At 72.2% G+C, this 16,299-nt stretch carries 11 protein-coding genes; 8 read left to right on the top strand and 3 right to left on the bottom strand.

Annotated features, from left to right (window positions below):
• Positions 1-104 precede the first annotated feature (104 nt).
• Positions 105-1,214 (top strand): nitronate monooxygenase family protein, encoded by a 1,110-nt coding sequence (locus ABZ454_RS11275; protein WP_359537323.1) that lies wholly within the window; start codon positions 105-107, stop codon positions 1,212-1,214.
• On the top strand, positions 1,211-2,752 hold the full coding sequence (locus ABZ454_RS11270; RefSeq protein ID WP_359537321.1) for an acyl-CoA synthetase: 1,542 nt from the start codon (positions 1,211-1,213) through the stop codon (positions 2,750-2,752). The genes ABZ454_RS11275 and ABZ454_RS11270 overlap by 4 nt, the downstream gene beginning before the upstream one ends.
• A gap of 234 nt (positions 2,753-2,986) precedes the next feature.
• Here ABZ454_RS11270 and ABZ454_RS11265 read toward each other — a convergent pair whose 3' ends face one another.
• Positions 2,987-5,419 carry a penicillin acylase family protein gene (locus ABZ454_RS11265; protein ID WP_359537319.1) on the bottom strand — a complete coding sequence of 811 codons (2,433 nt, stop codon included), beginning with the start codon at positions 5,417-5,419 and terminating at the stop codon, positions 2,987-2,989.
• A 150-nt stretch (positions 5,420-5,569) separates the two neighbouring features.
• Here ABZ454_RS11265 and ABZ454_RS11260 point away from each other — a divergent pair, with 150 nt between their 5' ends.
• Positions 5,570-7,069, top strand: coding sequence for an acyl-CoA synthetase (locus ABZ454_RS11260; RefSeq protein ID WP_359537317.1), 1,500 nt, complete (start codon positions 5,570-5,572; stop codon positions 7,067-7,069).
• 171 nt (positions 7,070-7,240) lie between these two features.
• Here ABZ454_RS11260 and paaK read toward each other — a convergent pair whose 3' ends face one another.
• The gene (paaK, locus tag ABZ454_RS11255; RefSeq protein ID WP_359537315.1) at positions 7,241-8,536 is read right to left on the bottom strand and encodes a phenylacetate--CoA ligase PaaK; all 1,296 of its coding nucleotides are present in this window, start codon (positions 8,534-8,536) and stop codon (positions 7,241-7,243) included.
• A 180-nt stretch (positions 8,537-8,716) separates the two neighbouring features.
• Between paaK and ABZ454_RS11250 the strand changes: the two genes are divergently transcribed.
• Complete coding sequence (locus ABZ454_RS11250) at positions 8,717-10,240, top strand: alpha/beta hydrolase (protein WP_359537313.1); 1,524 nt, start codon at positions 8,717-8,719, stop codon at positions 10,238-10,240.
• 22 nt (positions 10,241-10,262) lie between these two features.
• On the opposite strand, the gene ABZ454_RS11245 is transcribed toward ABZ454_RS11250, so the two are convergent.
• Positions 10,263-11,897 carry an FAD-dependent monooxygenase gene (locus ABZ454_RS11245; protein WP_359537311.1) on the bottom strand — a complete coding sequence of 545 codons (1,635 nt, stop codon included), beginning with the start codon at positions 11,895-11,897 and terminating at the stop codon, positions 10,263-10,265.
• A 254-nt stretch (positions 11,898-12,151) separates the two neighbouring features.
• Here ABZ454_RS11245 and ABZ454_RS11240 point away from each other — a divergent pair, with 254 nt between their 5' ends.
• From ABZ454_RS11240 to ABZ454_RS11225, 4 genes are all read left to right on the top strand, one after another.
• Entirely contained in the window at positions 12,152-13,273 is a 1,122-nt protein-coding gene (locus ABZ454_RS11240; protein ID WP_359537309.1) for a SchA/CurD-like domain-containing protein, read from the top strand.
• Between the two features lie 76 nt (positions 13,274-13,349).
• Positions 13,350-13,784: a cupin domain-containing protein gene (locus ABZ454_RS11235; RefSeq protein WP_356319837.1), complete on the top strand. Its 435-nt coding sequence runs from the start codon at positions 13,350-13,352 to the stop codon at positions 13,782-13,784.
• Entirely contained in the window at positions 13,781-15,049 is a 1,269-nt protein-coding gene (locus ABZ454_RS11230) for a beta-ketoacyl-[acyl-carrier-protein] synthase family protein (protein WP_356319838.1), read from the top strand. Before ABZ454_RS11235 ends, ABZ454_RS11230 begins: the two co-directional genes overlap by 4 nt.
• Positions 15,046-16,284: a ketosynthase chain-length factor gene (locus tag ABZ454_RS11225; RefSeq protein WP_359537307.1), complete on the top strand. Its 1,239-nt coding sequence runs from the start codon at positions 15,046-15,048 to the stop codon at positions 16,282-16,284. The genes ABZ454_RS11230 and ABZ454_RS11225 overlap by 4 nt, the downstream gene beginning before the upstream one ends.
• Positions 16,285-16,299: the final 15 nt, after the last annotated feature.

Below are 16,299 nucleotides of genomic sequence, written 5' to 3'. Positions count from 1 at the left end.
ACTGTCACCCTCCGCCGTCCCGTAGGCCCCGGAGTCACAAAGAATCTGACACTGCATCAGAAAACCTCTTCCCTCGGTTGTCGGACTGCGGCATCCTGCGGCCCATGGAGACGGAGCTGAGCCAAAAACTGGGGATCGAGCACGCCATCTTCGGCTTCACGCCGTTCCCGGCGGTGGCCGCGGCCATCACCCGGGCCGGTGGATTCGGCGTACTCGGCGCGGTCCGCTACACCGCCCCCGACGACCTCGCACGCGACCTCGACTGGATGCAGGAACACACGGACGGCAAGCCGTACGGCCTCGACGTCGTCATGCCCGCGAAGAAGGTGGAGGGCGTGAGCGAAGCCGATGTGGAGGCGATGATCCCGCCCGGACACCGGCAGTTCGTCCAGGAGACCCTCGCCAAACACGGCGTCCCCGAGCTCGCCGAGGGCGAGGCGTCGGGCTGGCGCATCACGGGCTGGATGGAGGAAGTCGCCCGCAACCAGCTCGACGTCGCGTTCGGCTACCCCATCAGACTCCTCGCCAACGCCCTGGGCTCGCCGCCCGCCGATGTCATCGCCCGAGCCCACGACCGACACGTCCTCGTCGCCGCCCTCGCCGGAAGCGCCCGGCACGCCCGGCACCACGCGGACGCGGGCATCGACGTCGTCGTCGCCCAGGGGTACGAGGCGGGGGGCCACACCGGGGAGATCGCCTCCATGGTGCTGGTCCCGGACGTCGTGGACGCCGTCGGTCCGCTGCCCGTCCTCGCCGCGGGCGGCATCGGCAGCGGTGAACAGATCGCCGCCGGACTCGCGCTGGGCGCCCAGGGCGTCTGGCTCGGCTCCCTCTGGCTCACCACGGAGGAGGCCGACCTGCACTCCCGGGCGCTCACCGCCAAACTGCTCGCCGCGGGCTCCGGCGACACCGTCCGCTCGCGCGCCCTCACGGGCAAACCCGCACGCCAGCTCCGTACCGAATGGACCGACGCCTGGGACGACCCGTCGGGACCCGGGACACTGCCCATGCCGCTCCAGGGCCTCCTGGTAGCCGAAGCCGTCTCCCGTATCCAGAAGTACGAGACGGGCGCCCTGCTCGGCACGCCCGTCGGCCAGATCGTCGGCCGGATGAACACCGAACGCGGCGTGCAGGCCGTCTTCGACGACCTCACCCGCGGCTTCGAACGAGCCGTCGACCGGATCAACCGCATCGCCGGACGGAGTGCCTCATGAACCAGCCGCCCAACGGCTTCTGGGCCCAGGCCACCGCCGATCCCGACCGCACGGTCCTCATCGCGCCCGACGGTGAGACGTGGACGGCGGGACGGCTGCACGCCGAGGCCAACCGCATGGTCCACGGGCTGCGCGCGGCCGGCCTCGAGGAGGGCGACGCCTTCGCGGTCGTCCTGCCCAACGGCGTCGAGTTCCTCACCGCGTACCTCGCCGCCTCGCAGGCCGGCTTCTACCTCGTGCCGGTCAACCACCACCTCGTCGGGCCGGAGATCGCCTGGATCGTCTCCGACTCCGGGGCCAAGGTGCTCATCGCCCACGAACGCTTCGCCGAGGCATCGACCGCCGCCGCCGACGAGGCGGGACTGCCCGCGAGCCACCGCTACGGAGTCGGAACGCCCGACGGCTTCCGGCCGTACGCCGAACTCCTGGAGAACCGGCCGGTCTCGCCCCCGGAGGGGCGCACGCTCGGCTGGGTCATGAACTACACCTCCGGCACCACCGGCCGCCCGCGCGGCATCCGCCGGCCGCTGTCCGGAAAGCTCCCCGAGGAGAGCTACCTCGGCGGCTTCCTCGGCATCTTCGGCATCAAACCGTTCGACGGCAACGTCCACCTGGTCTGCTCACCGCTCTACCACACCGCCGTGCTGCAGTTCGCGGGCGCCGCCCTGCACATCGGCCATCCCCTCGTCCTGATGGACAAGTGGTCGCCCGAGGAGATGCTGCGGGCGATGGACACCCACCGCTGCACCCACACCCATATGGTGCCCACCCAGTTCCACCGCCTGCTCGCCCTGCCCGCCGAGGTCCGGCAGCGGTACGACGTCTCGGCGATGCGCCACGCCATCCACGGCGCGGCCCCCTGCCCCGACCACGTCAAACGGGCCATGATCGACTGGTGGGGGCGCTGTGTGGAGGAGTACTACGCGGCCAGCGAGGGGGGCGGTGCCTTCGCCACCGCCGACGACTGGCTGAAGAAGCCCGGCACGGTCGGCCGGGCCTGGCCGATCAGCGAACTCGCCGTCTTCGACGACGACGGGAACCGGCTCGGCCCGGGCGAGCTCGGTACCGTCTACATGAAGATGAGCACCGGCGGCTTCAGCTACCACAAGGACGAGGGCAAGACGAGGAAGAACCGCATCGGCGACTTCTTCACCGTCGGCGACCTCGGCGTCCTGGACGAGGACGGCTACCTCTTCCTCCGCGACCGCAAGATCGACATGATCATCTCCGGTGGGGTGAACATCTATCCCGCGGAGATCGAGAGCGCCCTGCTCAGCCATCCCGCGGTCGCCGACGCCGCCGTCTTCGGGATCCCGCACGCCGACTGGGGCGAGGAGGTCAGAGCCGTCGTCGAAGCCGCCGAAGGACACGAGGCGGGGGACGAACTCGCCGCCGACATCCTCGGCCACTGCGCCGAGCGCCTCGCCGGGTACAAACGGCCCAAGACGCTCGGCTTCATCACGACGATGCCCCGCGACCCCAACGGCAAGCTTTACAAACGGCGGTTGCGTGAACCGTACTGGGAGGGGCACCGCTGACGCGTGTACCGGCAGCCGGGCCGGGCCGCTCCGGCAGCGGGCAGTCGAGGAGGTCGCCTGCGGCGACCGGGTCGGGGACGGCCTGGGGGACCGGACTGCGCCCCGCCGGCCACCGCCGTCGCGCTGTCGAGTCCTGCGGCGCCGTCCCCGTCCGCCGTTGGGCCACGGCGGCCGTTGGGCCACGGCGGCCCCTGGACCGGGTCGGTCCAGGGGCCGGACGTGCGCCGGCAGGAGCTACCGGCTCTCGTGCACCCGCACCACCTTCAGGGCGGGCGAACGCGCGATGTCCTTCTCGCAGAACCGCGAGGTCACCCAGCGCTCGCCCGCGTACAGCTCGGTCTGATCGCTGTAGTGCGGGGACGCCGGATTCGACGACTGCGCGTACGTGAGCAGGGTGCGCGCCACCGGGCAGGGGCTGCCGTCCCAGCCGACCGCCTGAATGTAGCTGGAGCCGGTCGAGACGTCCGTGTACCCGCCCGCTGCGGCGTCCCACACGCCCTCGGTCTTGTTCCAGATGCCCAGGGCCTCCGTCCCGCCACCGACCGGGATGCGCCGCTCACCCCGCAGCACCGACTGGTGCGCGCCCAGGGGCGCGTCCAGCGCGATGCCCGCACTCCTCAGCTCGGCCACCGCGTCGGCGAGGGCCGCAAGGACGCGCGGGGCCGAGGTGTCGAGGGTGTTCGGCGTGCCGACCGGGTCGGCGGGGGAGAACGGCACCTTCCACAGCTCGGCCGCCGGCAGGGCCACCGCCCTGCGCCAGAACCGGTCGAAGAGCAGCGCGCCCCGGCTTCCCGTGTCGACCTTGCGGTCCCAGTCGCGCAGCACCGGGCAGGCCGCCGACACGTCGACCGCCGTGCCCGCGCTCCCGGAGGCCGTGCCACCGGGCAGCGCCGCGCAGGCGCGCGCCAGGTCCGCCGCGGCCAGGTCACCGGCGGGGGCCCGGTTGGCGAACTGCTGGCGCTGCAGATCGCCGACGGTCAGCCGGCCGCCCCGCGCCATCGCGGAGACGTCCTCGACGGCGCCCCGGGTCCGCAGGGAGCGCGGCGAGCCGACCGTCCCGAAGACGCGCTCGTAACCGGACAGCGGGGCGTCGGCGTTGGTCAGCCAGGCGCTGTCGTTGGAGTTCTCGACGTACGGCGCGTTCTCCACGGTGGGCATCCGGCCCGGGCCGAAGATCCCGGGCTGCACCGCGTCGGGGTCGGACCCCGGCGCGCAGTCGCTCCGCGAGCCGTCCAGCACCGCGAGCCCCGAGGTCGGGTACGTCGCCCTGCCGAGCGGGGTCGAGCACCGCTGCGCGAGTTCGTCCGTGATCCTCGGCAGCACCTGCGACTGCGAGAAGAGCGTGTGCCCCGAGGAGTCGGCCGCGATCGTGTTGACCCACGGCAGCCCCTGCGTACGGCGCAGCGCCTCCTTGATCCCGGCCGTGCTGCGGGCCTTGCTGAATCCGAGCGCGGTGTCTCCCGAGCGCAGGTTCACCGCGTTCGGATCGCCCAGCGCGTACGCGGCCGTCCGCGTCCAGGGCAGCGGCAGGCCCGCACCGAGCGAGGTGACGACGGGCCCGTAGCGGGTCCACCACTGGGTGCGCGTCACCTCCCGGCCGCCTGCTACGCCGACGGAGACCGTACGCTTCGTCATCCGCTGCGGCCGCCCGTCCACCAGGTAGACGGTCGGATCGGCCGGGTCGAGTGTCAGCTGGTGCAGATTCAGGGTGACGCCGGTGGCCACCGTGTGGCTCCACGCGACGTACGCGTTGTGCCCGATCGACATGGTCGCCGAACCCAGCAGCGAACCGCCCGCCACGTTCAGCTCACCGGGAATCGTCTGCTGGGACTGCCAGAACCGCCGGCCGCCCTGCCAGGGATAGTGCGGGTTGCCGAGGAGCAGTCCGCGGCCGTTCGCCGTCGTACTGCCGCGGAACGCCACGGCGTTGGATCCCATGTCCGCGTTCTGCGTCGACAGCAGCCGGGCCGCCGCGTCCGCCGCGTCCGCCGCGTCCTCGGGGGAGAGCGAGGGAGGCGGGGGAGTGACCGCCGGTGTGGCGGCGGGCGGCTGCGCCGCCGTGATGCCGTCGATGCCGCGGCCCTGACCGCCGAGTACGGAGAGCGCGAAGGCGCGCTCCGCGACGTCGAGCGTGGTCACCGGGCGAACCCATCGGGCGCCCCGGCAGGCGGGGTCGGTGATCCGGTTCTGTGCCAGCCAGGCGTTGTAGCCGGCCGCCCAGCCGCGCTGGAGTTCCTTCGTCGCGCGGCTCGGCCCGGCCGGGGCGGGCACCTTCAGCAGCTTCTCCACGGTGCGGGCGTCGCGTACCCCGCGGAAGTACAGGTCGCTGGACAGGTTCTTCGTCGCCGAGGACAGCGAGCCGTCCGGCACCGCGTCGGGACCGAAGTACCGGGACCGCTCGCCGCGCAGCGTGACGAAGCCGTCGGCGAGCGTGCACACCTGGTCGGCGGCCTGCGCCCAGCCGTTGCCGAAGCCCAGGTTCGCGTAGTCCTTCGCCACGATGTGCGGAATGCCGTACTCGGTGTAGCGGATCACGGCGGAGAGCCCGCCACCCGACGGGTGGTGGGTACGGGGCGTGAGCGCCGACGCCGGCGGCAGGGACGCCGACACGGTGAACAGCGCGAGACCGATGACGGCGAGCATCCTCAGACGGTTCCGGAAGGGCAACGGTCCTCCCAACTCTGTGCGTGCGAAAGGTGGTTACTCAGGAGTTCGAGATGTCATGGGCAACTCAGCCAGCACACCTGTACGTCTGTCAACATCCCGGTCGGTATCCAGACCCTTGACCGCGGGGCCCCGGCCGCACAGGATCACGCCATGACCGGTGTACGCAGCAGCACAGTCGACGGCGTCCTGACCCGCAGCGCACGGCGCACCCCCGAGCGCACCGCCCTGCGGTACGCCGACCGGACCTGGACCTACCGCGGTCTCGACGAGGCGGTCAGTACCGCCGCCGCCGTCCTCATGGACGGGCACGGACTGCGCCCCGGGGACCGGGTCGCCTCCTACGCCCACAACTCCGACGCGTACCTGATCGCCTATCTCGCCTGCGCGCGGGCCGGACTGGTCCATGTGCCGGTCAATCAGAACCTCACCGGCGAGGACCTCGCGTACATCCTCAGGCAGTCCGGAAGCTCCCTGGTCCTCACCGACCCGGACCTCGCCGCGCGCGTGCCGCAGGGGTACGCCGTACGGCCACTGCGCGACGCGGCCGGCTCGCTGCTGGCCGAACTCGGCACTCCGCGCCCCTTCGCATCCGCGCACGAGCCGTCATCGGACGACCTCGTCCAACTGCTGTACACCTCCGGCACCACCGCCCTGCCGAAGGGCGCGATGATGACACACGGCGCCCTCGTCCACGAGTACGTCAGCGCCGTCACCGCTCTCGATCTGAGCGCCGCCGACCGGCCTGTGCACGCCCTGCCGCTCTACCACTCCGCGCAGATGCACGTGTTCCTGCTGCCCTACCTCGCGGTCGGCGCGGAGAACACGGTCCTGGACGCCCCGGACGCCGCCCGGATCTTCGACCTCGTCGAGTCGGGCCGGGCCGACAGCCTCTTCGCCCCGCCCACCGTCTGGATCGGCCTCGCCAACCACCCGGACTTCGCGTCCCGCGACCTCGGCGGCCTGCGCAAGGCGTACTACGGGGCGTCGGTCATGCCCGTCCCCGTGCTGGAACGACTCCGCGCACGCCTTCCGGATCTCGCCTTCTACAACTGCTTCGGCCAGAGCGAGATCGGGCCCCTCGCCACCGTTCTGGGCCCGGATGAGCACGAGGGCCGGATGGACTCCTGCGGGCGGCCCGTCCTCTTCGTCGAGGCCAAGATCGTCGACGAGGACGGCAAGGAGGTCCCCGATGGCACCGCGGGCGAGGTGGTCTACCGCTCGCCCCAGCTGTGCAGCGGCTACTGGGACAAGCCGCAGGAGAGCGCCGAGGCGTTCCGTGACGGCTGGTTCCACTCCGGGGACCTCGCCGTCCGCGACCCGCAGGGGTACTTCACGGTCGTGGACCGGGTGAAGGACGTCATCAACTCCGGCGGCGTCCTCGTCGCCTCCCGCCAGGTCGAGGACGCCCTCTACACCCACCCCGCCGTAGCCGAGGCGGCGGTCGTCGGGCTGCCCGACCCGCGCTGGATCGAAGCCGTCACCGCCGTCGTCGTCCTGCGCGAGGAGGCGACCGAAGCCGAACTGATCGCCCACGCCCGTGAGAAGCTCGCCCACTTCAAGGCCCCGAAGAGGATCGTGTTCGTGGACGGTCTCCCGCGCAACGCCAGCGGCAAGATCCTCAAGCGGGAGCTCCGCGACCGCTTCGCCTGAGAGGGCCCGGCCCCTGCCGGCGGACGGACGCGGCCCCGGCGGGGAAGCTGTCGGTGGCGCGCTCCCGTGGTGCTGACGGCAGCGCCTCGGCAGGGCGCAGGACGAGCGGGCCGTCGCGGCCACCACGAGGACGTGACGACCGGTCCGCGGGACCGCCGGGCTGGGCTGCCGTCAACTCCCCTTCCGCTCCCGCTCGTCCACGATCCGCCGGAACTTCCCGACCGACCTCTCCAGCGTCTCGGGGTCCAGGATCTCCACACCGACCGAGACCCCGATCCCGTCCTTGACGGCCGCCGCGACCGAAGCGGCGGCCGCCGCCCGCTGCTCCGGTGTCGCCCCGGCACGGGCCTCCGCCCGTACCGTCAGCACGTCCAGACGCCCCTCACGGGTCAGCCGGAGCTGGAAGTGCGGCGACACGCCGGGGGTACGGAGCACGATCTCCTCGATCTGCGTCGGGAACAGGTTCACCCCGCGCAGGATCACCAGGTCGTCGCTGCGCCCGGTGACCTTCTCCATGCGCCGGAAGACGCGGGCCGTGCCGGGGAGCAGCCGGGTGAGGTCCCGGGTCCGGTAGCGGATCACCGGCATGGCCTCCTTGGTGAGCGAGGTGAACACCAGCTCGCCCTCCGCGCCTTCGGGCAGTACCTCGCCGGTGAACGGGTCGACGACCTCCGGATAGAAGTGGTCCTCCCAGATGTGCAACCCGTCCTTCGTCTCCACGCACTCCTGCGCCACACCCGGGCCCATCACCTCGGACAGCCCGTATATGTCGACCGCGTCGATCGCGAACCGCTCCTCGATCTCGCGGCGCATCTCCTGCGTCCACGGTTCGGCCCCGAAGATCCCCGCCTTCAGCGACGTCGTCCGCGGATCGACGCCCTGCCGCTCGAACTCGTCCAGGAGCGTCAGCATGTAGGAGGGCGTCACCATGATGATCTCGGGCCGGAAGTCCTGGATCAGCCGGACCTGGCGGGCCGTCATGCCGCCCGAGGCCGGAATGACCGTGCAGCCGAGCCGTTCCGCCCCGTAGTGGGCGCCGAGCCCGCCGGTGAAGAGTCCGTACCCGTACGCGACATGGACCTTCTGCCCGGGGCGCCCCCCGGCCGCCCGGATCGAGCGCGCCACCACGTCCGCCCAGGTGTCCAGATCCTTCTCGGTGTAACCCACGACCGTCGGGGCGCCGGTCGTCCCGCTCGAAGCGTGGATCCGCCGCACCTGCTCCTCGGGGACCGCGAACATCCCGAAGGGATAGTTGTCGCGCAGATCGGCCTTGGTGGTGAACGGGAACCGGGCCAGATCGGCCAGTGAACGGCAGTCGTCCGGATGCAGCCCCGCCCGGTCGAAGGCCCGCCGGTAATGGCCGACCCGGTCGTACGCGTGGCGCAGGGTGGCCCGCAGCCGCTCCAGTTGCAGCGCCGCCAGCTCCTCGCGGCCCATCCGTTCCGCCGCGTCCAGCAGAGCCGTCATGCGGATCTCCCTCTTCCGTGCCTCCGTGCAGACGACCGATCATTCGGTCGTTCCTTCCGGGAGCAGTAACGCAGGATCTTCCACCGTGTGGCAAGAGGGGTGACGCATGTCGCGGCCGCCGCGGCTACGCCCGTACCGAACACAGCTGCGTCACCCGGTCGGCCCTGTTTGGATGGGTCCATGCCGACTTTCCACACGTACGACGGGACCGAACTCGCCTATCACGTCATGGGGGAGGGGGCGCCGCTGATCTGCCTGCCGGGCGGCGCGATGAGAGCCGGCGCCTACCTCGCGGACCTCGGCGGACTCTCCGCCGTAAGGCAGTTGATCGTCCTCGATCTCCGGGGGACCGGGGACTCCGCCGTACCGAAGGACACCTCCACCTACCGTTGCGACCGGCTGGTCGAAGACGTCGAGGCGCTGCGCCGGCACCTCGGGCTCGACCGCGTCGACCTGCTCGCCCACTCGGCGGCCGGCGACCTCGCCTCGCTCTACGCCGCGAGGTACCCGCAGGCCCTGCGCAGCCTCGTCCTCGTCGCGCCCACCACCCAGGCGGTCGGCTTCGCGTTCGTCGAGCGCGAGGCCCGGGAGGCCGCCGCGCTGCGCCGCTCGGAGCCCTGGTACGCGCAGGCGCTCCCCGCCCTGGAGGAGATCTGGGCGGGAAAACTGACCGACGAACTACGGGCCGCGGCAAGGCCGTTCCTGTACGGGCGCTGGGACGCCGCCGCGCAGGCGCACGCCGCCCTGTCCGCCGGGCAGATCAACGCCGAAGCAGCGCGGGTCTACTACGGACCGGGGGCGTTCGATCCCGCCGCGACGGTCGCGGCCCTGCGAAGCCTCCCGGCCCCGGTGCTCGTCCTCGCCGGCGAGTACGACGGTGTGACCACGCCCGACCGCGCCGCCGGGCTGGCCGCACTCTTCCCGGAAGCGGAGTTCGCCGTGCAGCGCGAGGCCGGACACTTCCCCTGGCTCGACGATCCGGGGGCGTTCGTCCGTACCGTCACCGCCTTCCTGGACCCGGACGTGCGCAGTGTCCAGGCCGGCGGCATCCGGCTCGCCTACCGCGTGTGGGGGGACCCGTCCGCACCGCCCGTCGTCCTCGTCCACGGGCGCTGCGGCTCCAGCACCACCTGGACCGCCGTCGCCGAACGGCTCGCCGCCCGGCACCGGGTGTACGCGTTCGACTTCCGCGGCCACGGACTCAGCGACTGGACCGGCCGCTACTCCTTCGAGCTCTTCCGCGACGACCTGCACGCCTTCCTCGAGGCCCGCAACCTCTCCGGTGCCACGGTCGTCGGTCACTCGATGGGCGGCGCCGCGGCCTATCTGCTCGCCGGACGCCAGCCCGGACTCATCGGCCGCCTCGTCATCGAGGAGGCGCCGCCGCCCTTCCCGCTCGACCCGCCGCGCGGGCCCGCCGAACACCCCGGCGGGACACTCGACTTCGACTGGCCCGTGGTGCCGGCCACCGACGCCCAGCTGAACGAACCCGATCCGGCCGGGCGTGAGCGCCTCGCGGAGATCACCGCACCGACCCTCGTCATCGGCGGCGGGCCCAGGAGCCAGATCGCCCAGGAGGACCTCGCCTGGATGGCCCGGCAGATCCCCGGCGCCCGGCACGTCACCATCGACGCGGGCCATCTCGTGCACACCGAACGGCCGGAGGAGTTCCTGACCGCCCTCCGGTCGTTCGGCGTGGGCTGAGCCCGCGGAGCCGCCCGCGGCGTCAGTCCCGGCGCAGGAGCGCCACCATGACCTCGTACAGTGCGGCCTCGGCGTCCTGGACGCCCGACTCCGCACGCCAGGCGACGAACCCGTCGGGGCGCACGACCACGGCGCCCTCGGCGCTCGTCCCGTGCGCCTCGGCCCAGTCGGCGCCGTCCTCCGGCACCAGGTCGCCGCCCGGGCCGGTGCCGATGCCGAACGCGTCGAGCCGCATGCCGAGCCGGTCGCCGACCCGCGCTGCCGCCGGGCGCCACGCCACGTCCGCGGCATCGGTCAGCAGCACGAACGACCGCTCGTACAGATCCAGCGTGGAGATCCGCTCACCGGCCCGGCGGACCCACAGGTGCGGCGCCCTGCTGCCCGGTTCACCCGTCAGCTGCACGCCCTCGGGCACCACGGGCCGGTCCGGGCCGATGCCCAGGACCGCCCCGTCCACATAGCGGTAGCCCAGCGCCACGTTCAGCATCCCGCCCCGCTTGCCGCCGCCCACGGTCGGCGGCGCCGCGTACCCCGGGTGGCTGTGCTCCCCGGAACGGGCCGAGGCCCGCTCGCTCGTGGCCCGGGCCACCGGCCGCCGCTCCGCCTCGTACGTGTCCAGCAGGCCCGGGCCCGCCTCACCGCGCAGCACGGCCGCGAGCTTCCACGCCAGGTTGTGCGCGTCCTGGATGCCGGTGTTGGAGCCGAACGCGCCCGTGGGCGACATCTCGTGCGCCGAGTCACCGGCGAGGAAGACCCGGCCCCGGGCATACCGGTCGGCCACCCGCTCCGCCGCGTGCCAGGGCGCCTTGCCCGTGATCTCCACGTCGATGTCCGGGGCCCCGACCGCCTTGCGGATGTGCGCCACGCACCGCTCGTCCGTGAAGTCCTCCAGCGTCTCGCCCCGGCCCGGCTGCCACGGGGCGTGGAACACCCACTCCCGCTCGTTGTCCACCGGCAGCAGCGCGCCATCCGCCTCCGGATCGGTCAGGTAGCACACGATGAAGCGCCGATCGCCCAGCACATCGGCGAGCCCACGGGAACGGAAGGTGATGCTCACGTTGTGGAACAGGTCACCGGCACCTGAACGGCCGATGCGCAACTGCTCGCGGATCGGGCTGCGCGGACCGTCCGCGGCGATCAGGTAGTCCGCCCGCACGGAGGTGTGCTCACCCGTCTCCCGGTTCTTCAGGACCGCCCCGACGCCCGATGCGTCCGGGTCGAACGAGAGCATCTCGGTGGAGAACCTCAGATCGCCGCCCTGTTCCCGGGCCCGGTCCAGGAGGACCGGCTCCAGGTCGTTCTGGCTGCACAGGCACCAGCCGGTCGGGCTGAAGCGGGCGAGTGCGCCACCCGGGTCGATTTCCTTGAACAGCCACTCCTGGTCGTCGCCGGTCAGAGAACCGGCTTGCAGGATTCCGTGGTTCTCCGCCAGGACCGACGCCGCCGCACGGATCTGCGGCTCCACCCCGGCCCGGCGGAAGATCTCCATCGTGCGGACGTTGTTGCCGCGCCCCCGCGGATGTGTAGAGGTGGCGGCGTGCTTCTCGACCAGCAGGTGCTCGACGCCGAGCCGGCCGAGGAAGAGGGACGCGGACAGGCCCACCAGGGAGCCGCCCACGATGAGGACCGGTACTTGGACGTCGACGTTCTCGTTCATCAATCGCTCCTGCTCGGACGCCGTACAGATGCAGTGTCCATGCCCTTGTCGGAGCGGTTCGGACGCCCGCTCACCTGAACGGTTCATAAATCTGGCGTCAGCCGGACCAGCGTTTCACGATCGGTCACGGAGACGTCGCCCACGGTCCGGGCGGACTGTGCGCATCCGCCGGGAGACGCCCCGCTCCAGCCCCCCACTCGACGGTTCCCCATGGGCCCCGCCGGCCCTCTCACCGTCTCGAAGGAGTTCGCACCATGACCACCACCCTCTCGGAACGGACCTCCCAGTCCGCCTTCGACGGCTCCAGGCTGCGCGTCATCCTGTTGCTGGACCTGTACGACGGTGCCCAGAAGCAGTTCCTGGAGGCGTACGAGCACATGCGCAACCAGGTGGCCTCCATCCCCGGCCACATCAGCGACCAGCTGTGCCAGTCCATCGAGAACCCCTCCCAATGGCTCATCACCAGCGAGTGGGAGAGCGCCCCGCCCTTCCTCGCGTGGGTGAACAGCGAGGAGCATGTCGCCACCGTGCAGCCGCTGCACAGCTGCGTGCGCGACACCCGTTCGCTGCGCTTCAGCGTCCTGCGCGAGACGGGCGCGGCCTTCGAGGAGAGCTTCGAGCCCGTCAAGGGCGGACTCCAGGCCGCGCCCCGCCTCGGCGACGGGATCGTGCGCCACGCGCTGACCTTCACCGTCAAGCCGGGCACCGAGGAGATCGTGGCGAAGATCCTCGCCGAGTACGACCCCCCGCGGGCCCGCGTCGACGAGCACACCCGGCTGCGCCGCACCTCGCTGTTCCTGCACGGCAACCGCGTGGTGCGCGCCGTCGAGGTCGAGGGCGACCTCCTCGCGGCCCTGCGCCACGTCTCCCGGCAGCCCGAGATCCGGGCCGTCGAGGAGGCGATCAACCCGTACCTGGAGCAGGACCGCGACCTCGCCGACCCCGACTCCGCCCGGATGTTCTTCACCCGGGCGGCGCTGCCCACCGTCCACCACGTGACGACGGGCCGCCACTCCCCCGCGGAGGTCCAGCGGCACGCGCTCTTCTACCAGGCCAAGGAGGGCTGCGGGATGGCCCTGGCCCGCCTGCTGGCCGGTAACGACGAGGAGGCCGCGGACGACACGGGCAGCCCCATCGACAGCAGCACGATCTTCCAGCGCGACGACATCGTGGTCCGCCTCCTCGAGGTGAGCGGCCCGCTCGACGCGCACCCCACCCAGGCACTCGGCATCCACGGCCCCGACAAGGCGGCCCGCCTCGCCCGCCTCCTCGACGGTGAGGCGAACGCCGTGCCGGCCACCGACCAGGACGCCGCACGCTTCCTCGCCCGGTCCGAGATGCGGCTCATCACCGACCGGCGGGCCGCGGAGTCCTGAGCGCGCAGCAGCACCCTGGGGGGTTCTCGCTCAACCCGTCGACACAAACGCGCAATGCGCCAGGAGGAAAGCAGTCATGACCATGCACCGGCCACGCATCGTGGACCTCAGCGAGACCCAGCCCAACCGCAGGCGCGGAGGTGACCTACGCGCACTGCTCACCCCAACGGCCGTGGGCGCCACCAGCGGCTTCATGGGACTGGCCATCGTTCAGCCCGGCGACCGCATCGGCGAGCACTATCACCCGTACTCCGAGGAGTTCGTGTACGTGGTGAACGGGCTCCTGGAGGTCGACCTGGACGGGGAGACGCACGCGATGCGGCCCGACCAGGGACTGCTGATCCCCCCGCACGTCCGGCACCGCTTCCGCAACGTGGGTGATGTCGAGGCGCGCATGGTCTTCCATCTCGGCCCGCTCGCCCCCCGCCCGGAACTCGGTCACGTCGACACCGAGGTCACCGAGTCGGCCGAGCGGGGCGCGCCGCCAGAACGAACCGAGGCCGCCTCATGACCCGGCGTGTGGCCGTCACCGGCGTCGGCGTCGTCGCTCCGGGCGGCATCGGCACCCCGGCCTTCTGGGACCTCCTGTCCAACGGGCGCACCGCGACCCGCGGCATCACCCTCTTCGACCCGGCCGGCTTCCGCTCCCGGATCGCCGCCGAGTGCGACTTCGACCCGGCGGCGTACGGGCTGGACGAGGAGGAGGTCGCCCGCGCGGACCGCTACGTGCAGTTCGCGATGGTGGCCGCCCGCGAGGCGCTGGCCGACGCGGGACTCGACCCGGAGCGCACCGACCCGTGGCGCATGGGCGTCTCGCTCGGCACGGCGGTCGGCGGCACCACCCGGCTGGAGCACGACTACGTGGCCGTCAGCGGCAGCGGAGCACGCTGGGACGTCGACCACCGTCCGGCCGGGCCGCATCTGGAACGCGCCTTCTCACCGAGCTCGCTGGCCTCGGCCGTCGCCGAACAGGTCGGCGCGCACGGGCCGGTGCAGACCGTCTCCACGGGCTGCACCTCCGGCCTCGACGCGATCGGCTACGCCTTCCACTCCATCGAGGAGGGCCGTGTCGACGTGTGCATCGCCGGTGCCTCGGACTCGCCGATCACCCCGATCACCGTGGCGTGCTTCGACGCGATCAAGGCGACGTCGGCCAACAACGACGACCCGGAGCACGCCTCCCGGCCCTTCGACTCCCGCCGCGACGGCTTCGTGATGGGTGAGGGCGGAGCCGTACTCGTCCTGGAGGAACTGGAGCACGCCCGGGCGCGCGGGGCGACGGTGTACTGCGAGATCGCGGGCTACGCGACCTTCGGCAACGCCTACCACATGACCGGGCTGACCCCGGAGGGCCTGGAGATGGCCGAAGCCATCAACCAGGCGCTCGGGCACGCCCGGATCGCCGCCGGCGACATCGACTACGTCAACGCGCACGGCTCGGGCACCAAGCAGAACGACCGGCATGAGACCGCCGCCGTGAAGCGGGCCCTCGGCGCGCACGCCTACGAGGTGCCGATGAGCTCCATCAAGTCGATGGTGGGCCACTCGCTCGGGGCGATCGGCGCCATAGAGATCGCTGCCTGCGTACTCGCCCTGGTCCACCAGACGGTGCCGCCGACGGCGAACTACGAGTCCCCGGACCCCGAGTGCGACCTCGACTACGTGCCCCGCACCGCACGTCCGCTGAAACTGCGCAGCGTCCTGTCGGTCGGCAGCGGATTCGGCGGGTTCCAGTCCGCGGTGGCCCTGACCAGAAGCGGTGGGAGGACACCATGAGCACCCGCAAGGCCCGTCGCACCGTCGTCACCGGCATCGGCGTCGTCGCCCCCAACGGCACGAGCACCGAAGCCTTCTGGAAGCGGACGCAGGAAGGCATGAGCGTCCTGGACCGGGTCACCCGCGAGGGGTGCGAGGAACTGCCGCTGCACGTGGCCGGCGAGGTCAGGGGCTTCGACCCGGTCTCGCTGATCGAGGAGCGCTACCTCGTGCAGACCGACCGGTTCACGCACTTCGCGATGGCCGCGGCCGACATGGCTCTGGACGACGCCCGGCTGGGCCGCGCCGACTACGAGGCGGCGCCGTTCAGCGTGGGCGTGGTGACCGCCGCCGGTTCGGGCGGCGGCGAGTTCGGGCAGCGCGAGCTGCAGCGGCTGTGGGGCCAGGGTTCCAAGTACGTCGGCCCCTACCAGTCGATCGCCTGGTTCTACGCGGCCAGCACCGGCCAGATCTCCATCCGCGGCGGCTTCAAGGGGCCGTGCGCGGTGGTGGCGAGCGACGAGGCCGGCGGCCTCGACGCTTTGGCGCACGCCGACCGGTCCGTCCGGCGCGGCACCGACGCGGTGGTGGTCGGCGCGGCCGAGGCCCCGCTCGCGCCCTACTCCGTCGTCTGCCAGCTCGGCTACCGCGACCTGAGCGCGGAGGAGGACCCCACGAGGGCCTACCGTCCCTTCACCTCGGACGCCTGCGGCTTCGTTCCCGCCGAGGGCGGCGCGATGTTCGTGGTCGAGGAGGAGGGGGCGGCCCGTGAACGAGGTGCCCGCATCCGGGCCGAACTCGCCGGGCACGCGGCCACCTTCACCACCGCCATGCGCTGGGAGGAGTCCCGCGAAGGGCTCGCCCACGCCATCGAGGGCGCGCTGCGGGAGGCCGGCTGCGCCCCCGAGGAGATCGACGTGGTCTTCGCGGACGCCCTCGGAGTCCCCGCCGCGGACCGGGCCGAGGCGCAGGCCCTGGCCGACGCGCTCGGCCCGCACGGCCGGCGCGTGCCGGTGACCGCGCCCAAGACCGGCATCGGACGGGCCTACTGCGGAGCCCCCGTCCTGGACACGGCCGCCGCCGTCCTCGCCATGGAGGACGGCCTGATCCCGCCCACGCCCAACGTCTTCGACGTGTGCCACGACCTCGACGTGGTCACGGGCCGGGCCCGCCCCGCCGAACTGCGCACGGCCCTCGTGCTCAGCCGCGGCCTCATGGGCTCGAACGCGGCGATGGTGCTCCGGCGCCCCGCATGAACCCCACCGACACCC

This window comes from Streptomyces sp. NPDC005803, assembly GCF_040630435.1.
In the GTDB taxonomy this organism is placed as follows: Bacteria; Actinomycetota; Actinomycetes; order Streptomycetales; family Streptomycetaceae; genus Streptomyces.
This window is presented reverse-complemented; position numbering and strand designations above follow the sequence as displayed.

Excerpts from the sequence above, each read along its gene's own strand:
- ABZ454_RS11275 (WP_359537323.1), top strand. The coding sequence starts at position 105 with ATGGAGACGGAGCTGAGCCAAAAACTGGGGATCGAGCACGCCATCTTC.
- ABZ454_RS11270 (WP_359537321.1), top strand. The coding sequence starts at position 1,211 with ATGAACCAGCCGCCCAACGGCTTCTGGGCCCAGGCCACCGCCGATCCC.
- ABZ454_RS11260 (WP_359537317.1), top strand. The coding sequence starts at position 5,570 with ATGACCGGTGTACGCAGCAGCACAGTCGACGGCGTCCTGACCCGCAGC.
- paaK (WP_359537315.1), bottom strand. The coding sequence starts at position 8,536 with ATGACGGCTCTGCTGGACGCGGCGGAACGGATGGGCCGCGAGGAGCTG.
- ABZ454_RS11250 (WP_359537313.1), top strand. The coding sequence starts at position 8,717 with ATGCCGACTTTCCACACGTACGACGGGACCGAACTCGCCTATCACGTC.
- ABZ454_RS11245 (WP_359537311.1), bottom strand. The coding sequence starts at position 11,897 with ATGAACGAGAACGTCGACGTCCAAGTACCGGTCCTCATCGTGGGCGGC.
- ABZ454_RS11240 (WP_359537309.1), top strand. The coding sequence starts at position 12,152 with ATGACCACCACCCTCTCGGAACGGACCTCCCAGTCCGCCTTCGACGGC.
- ABZ454_RS11235 (WP_356319837.1), top strand. The coding sequence starts at position 13,350 with ATGACCATGCACCGGCCACGCATCGTGGACCTCAGCGAGACCCAGCCC.
- ABZ454_RS11230 (WP_356319838.1), top strand. The coding sequence starts at position 13,781 with ATGACCCGGCGTGTGGCCGTCACCGGCGTCGGCGTCGTCGCTCCGGGC.
- ABZ454_RS11225 (WP_359537307.1), top strand. The coding sequence starts at position 15,046 with ATGAGCACCCGCAAGGCCCGTCGCACCGTCGTCACCGGCATCGGCGTC.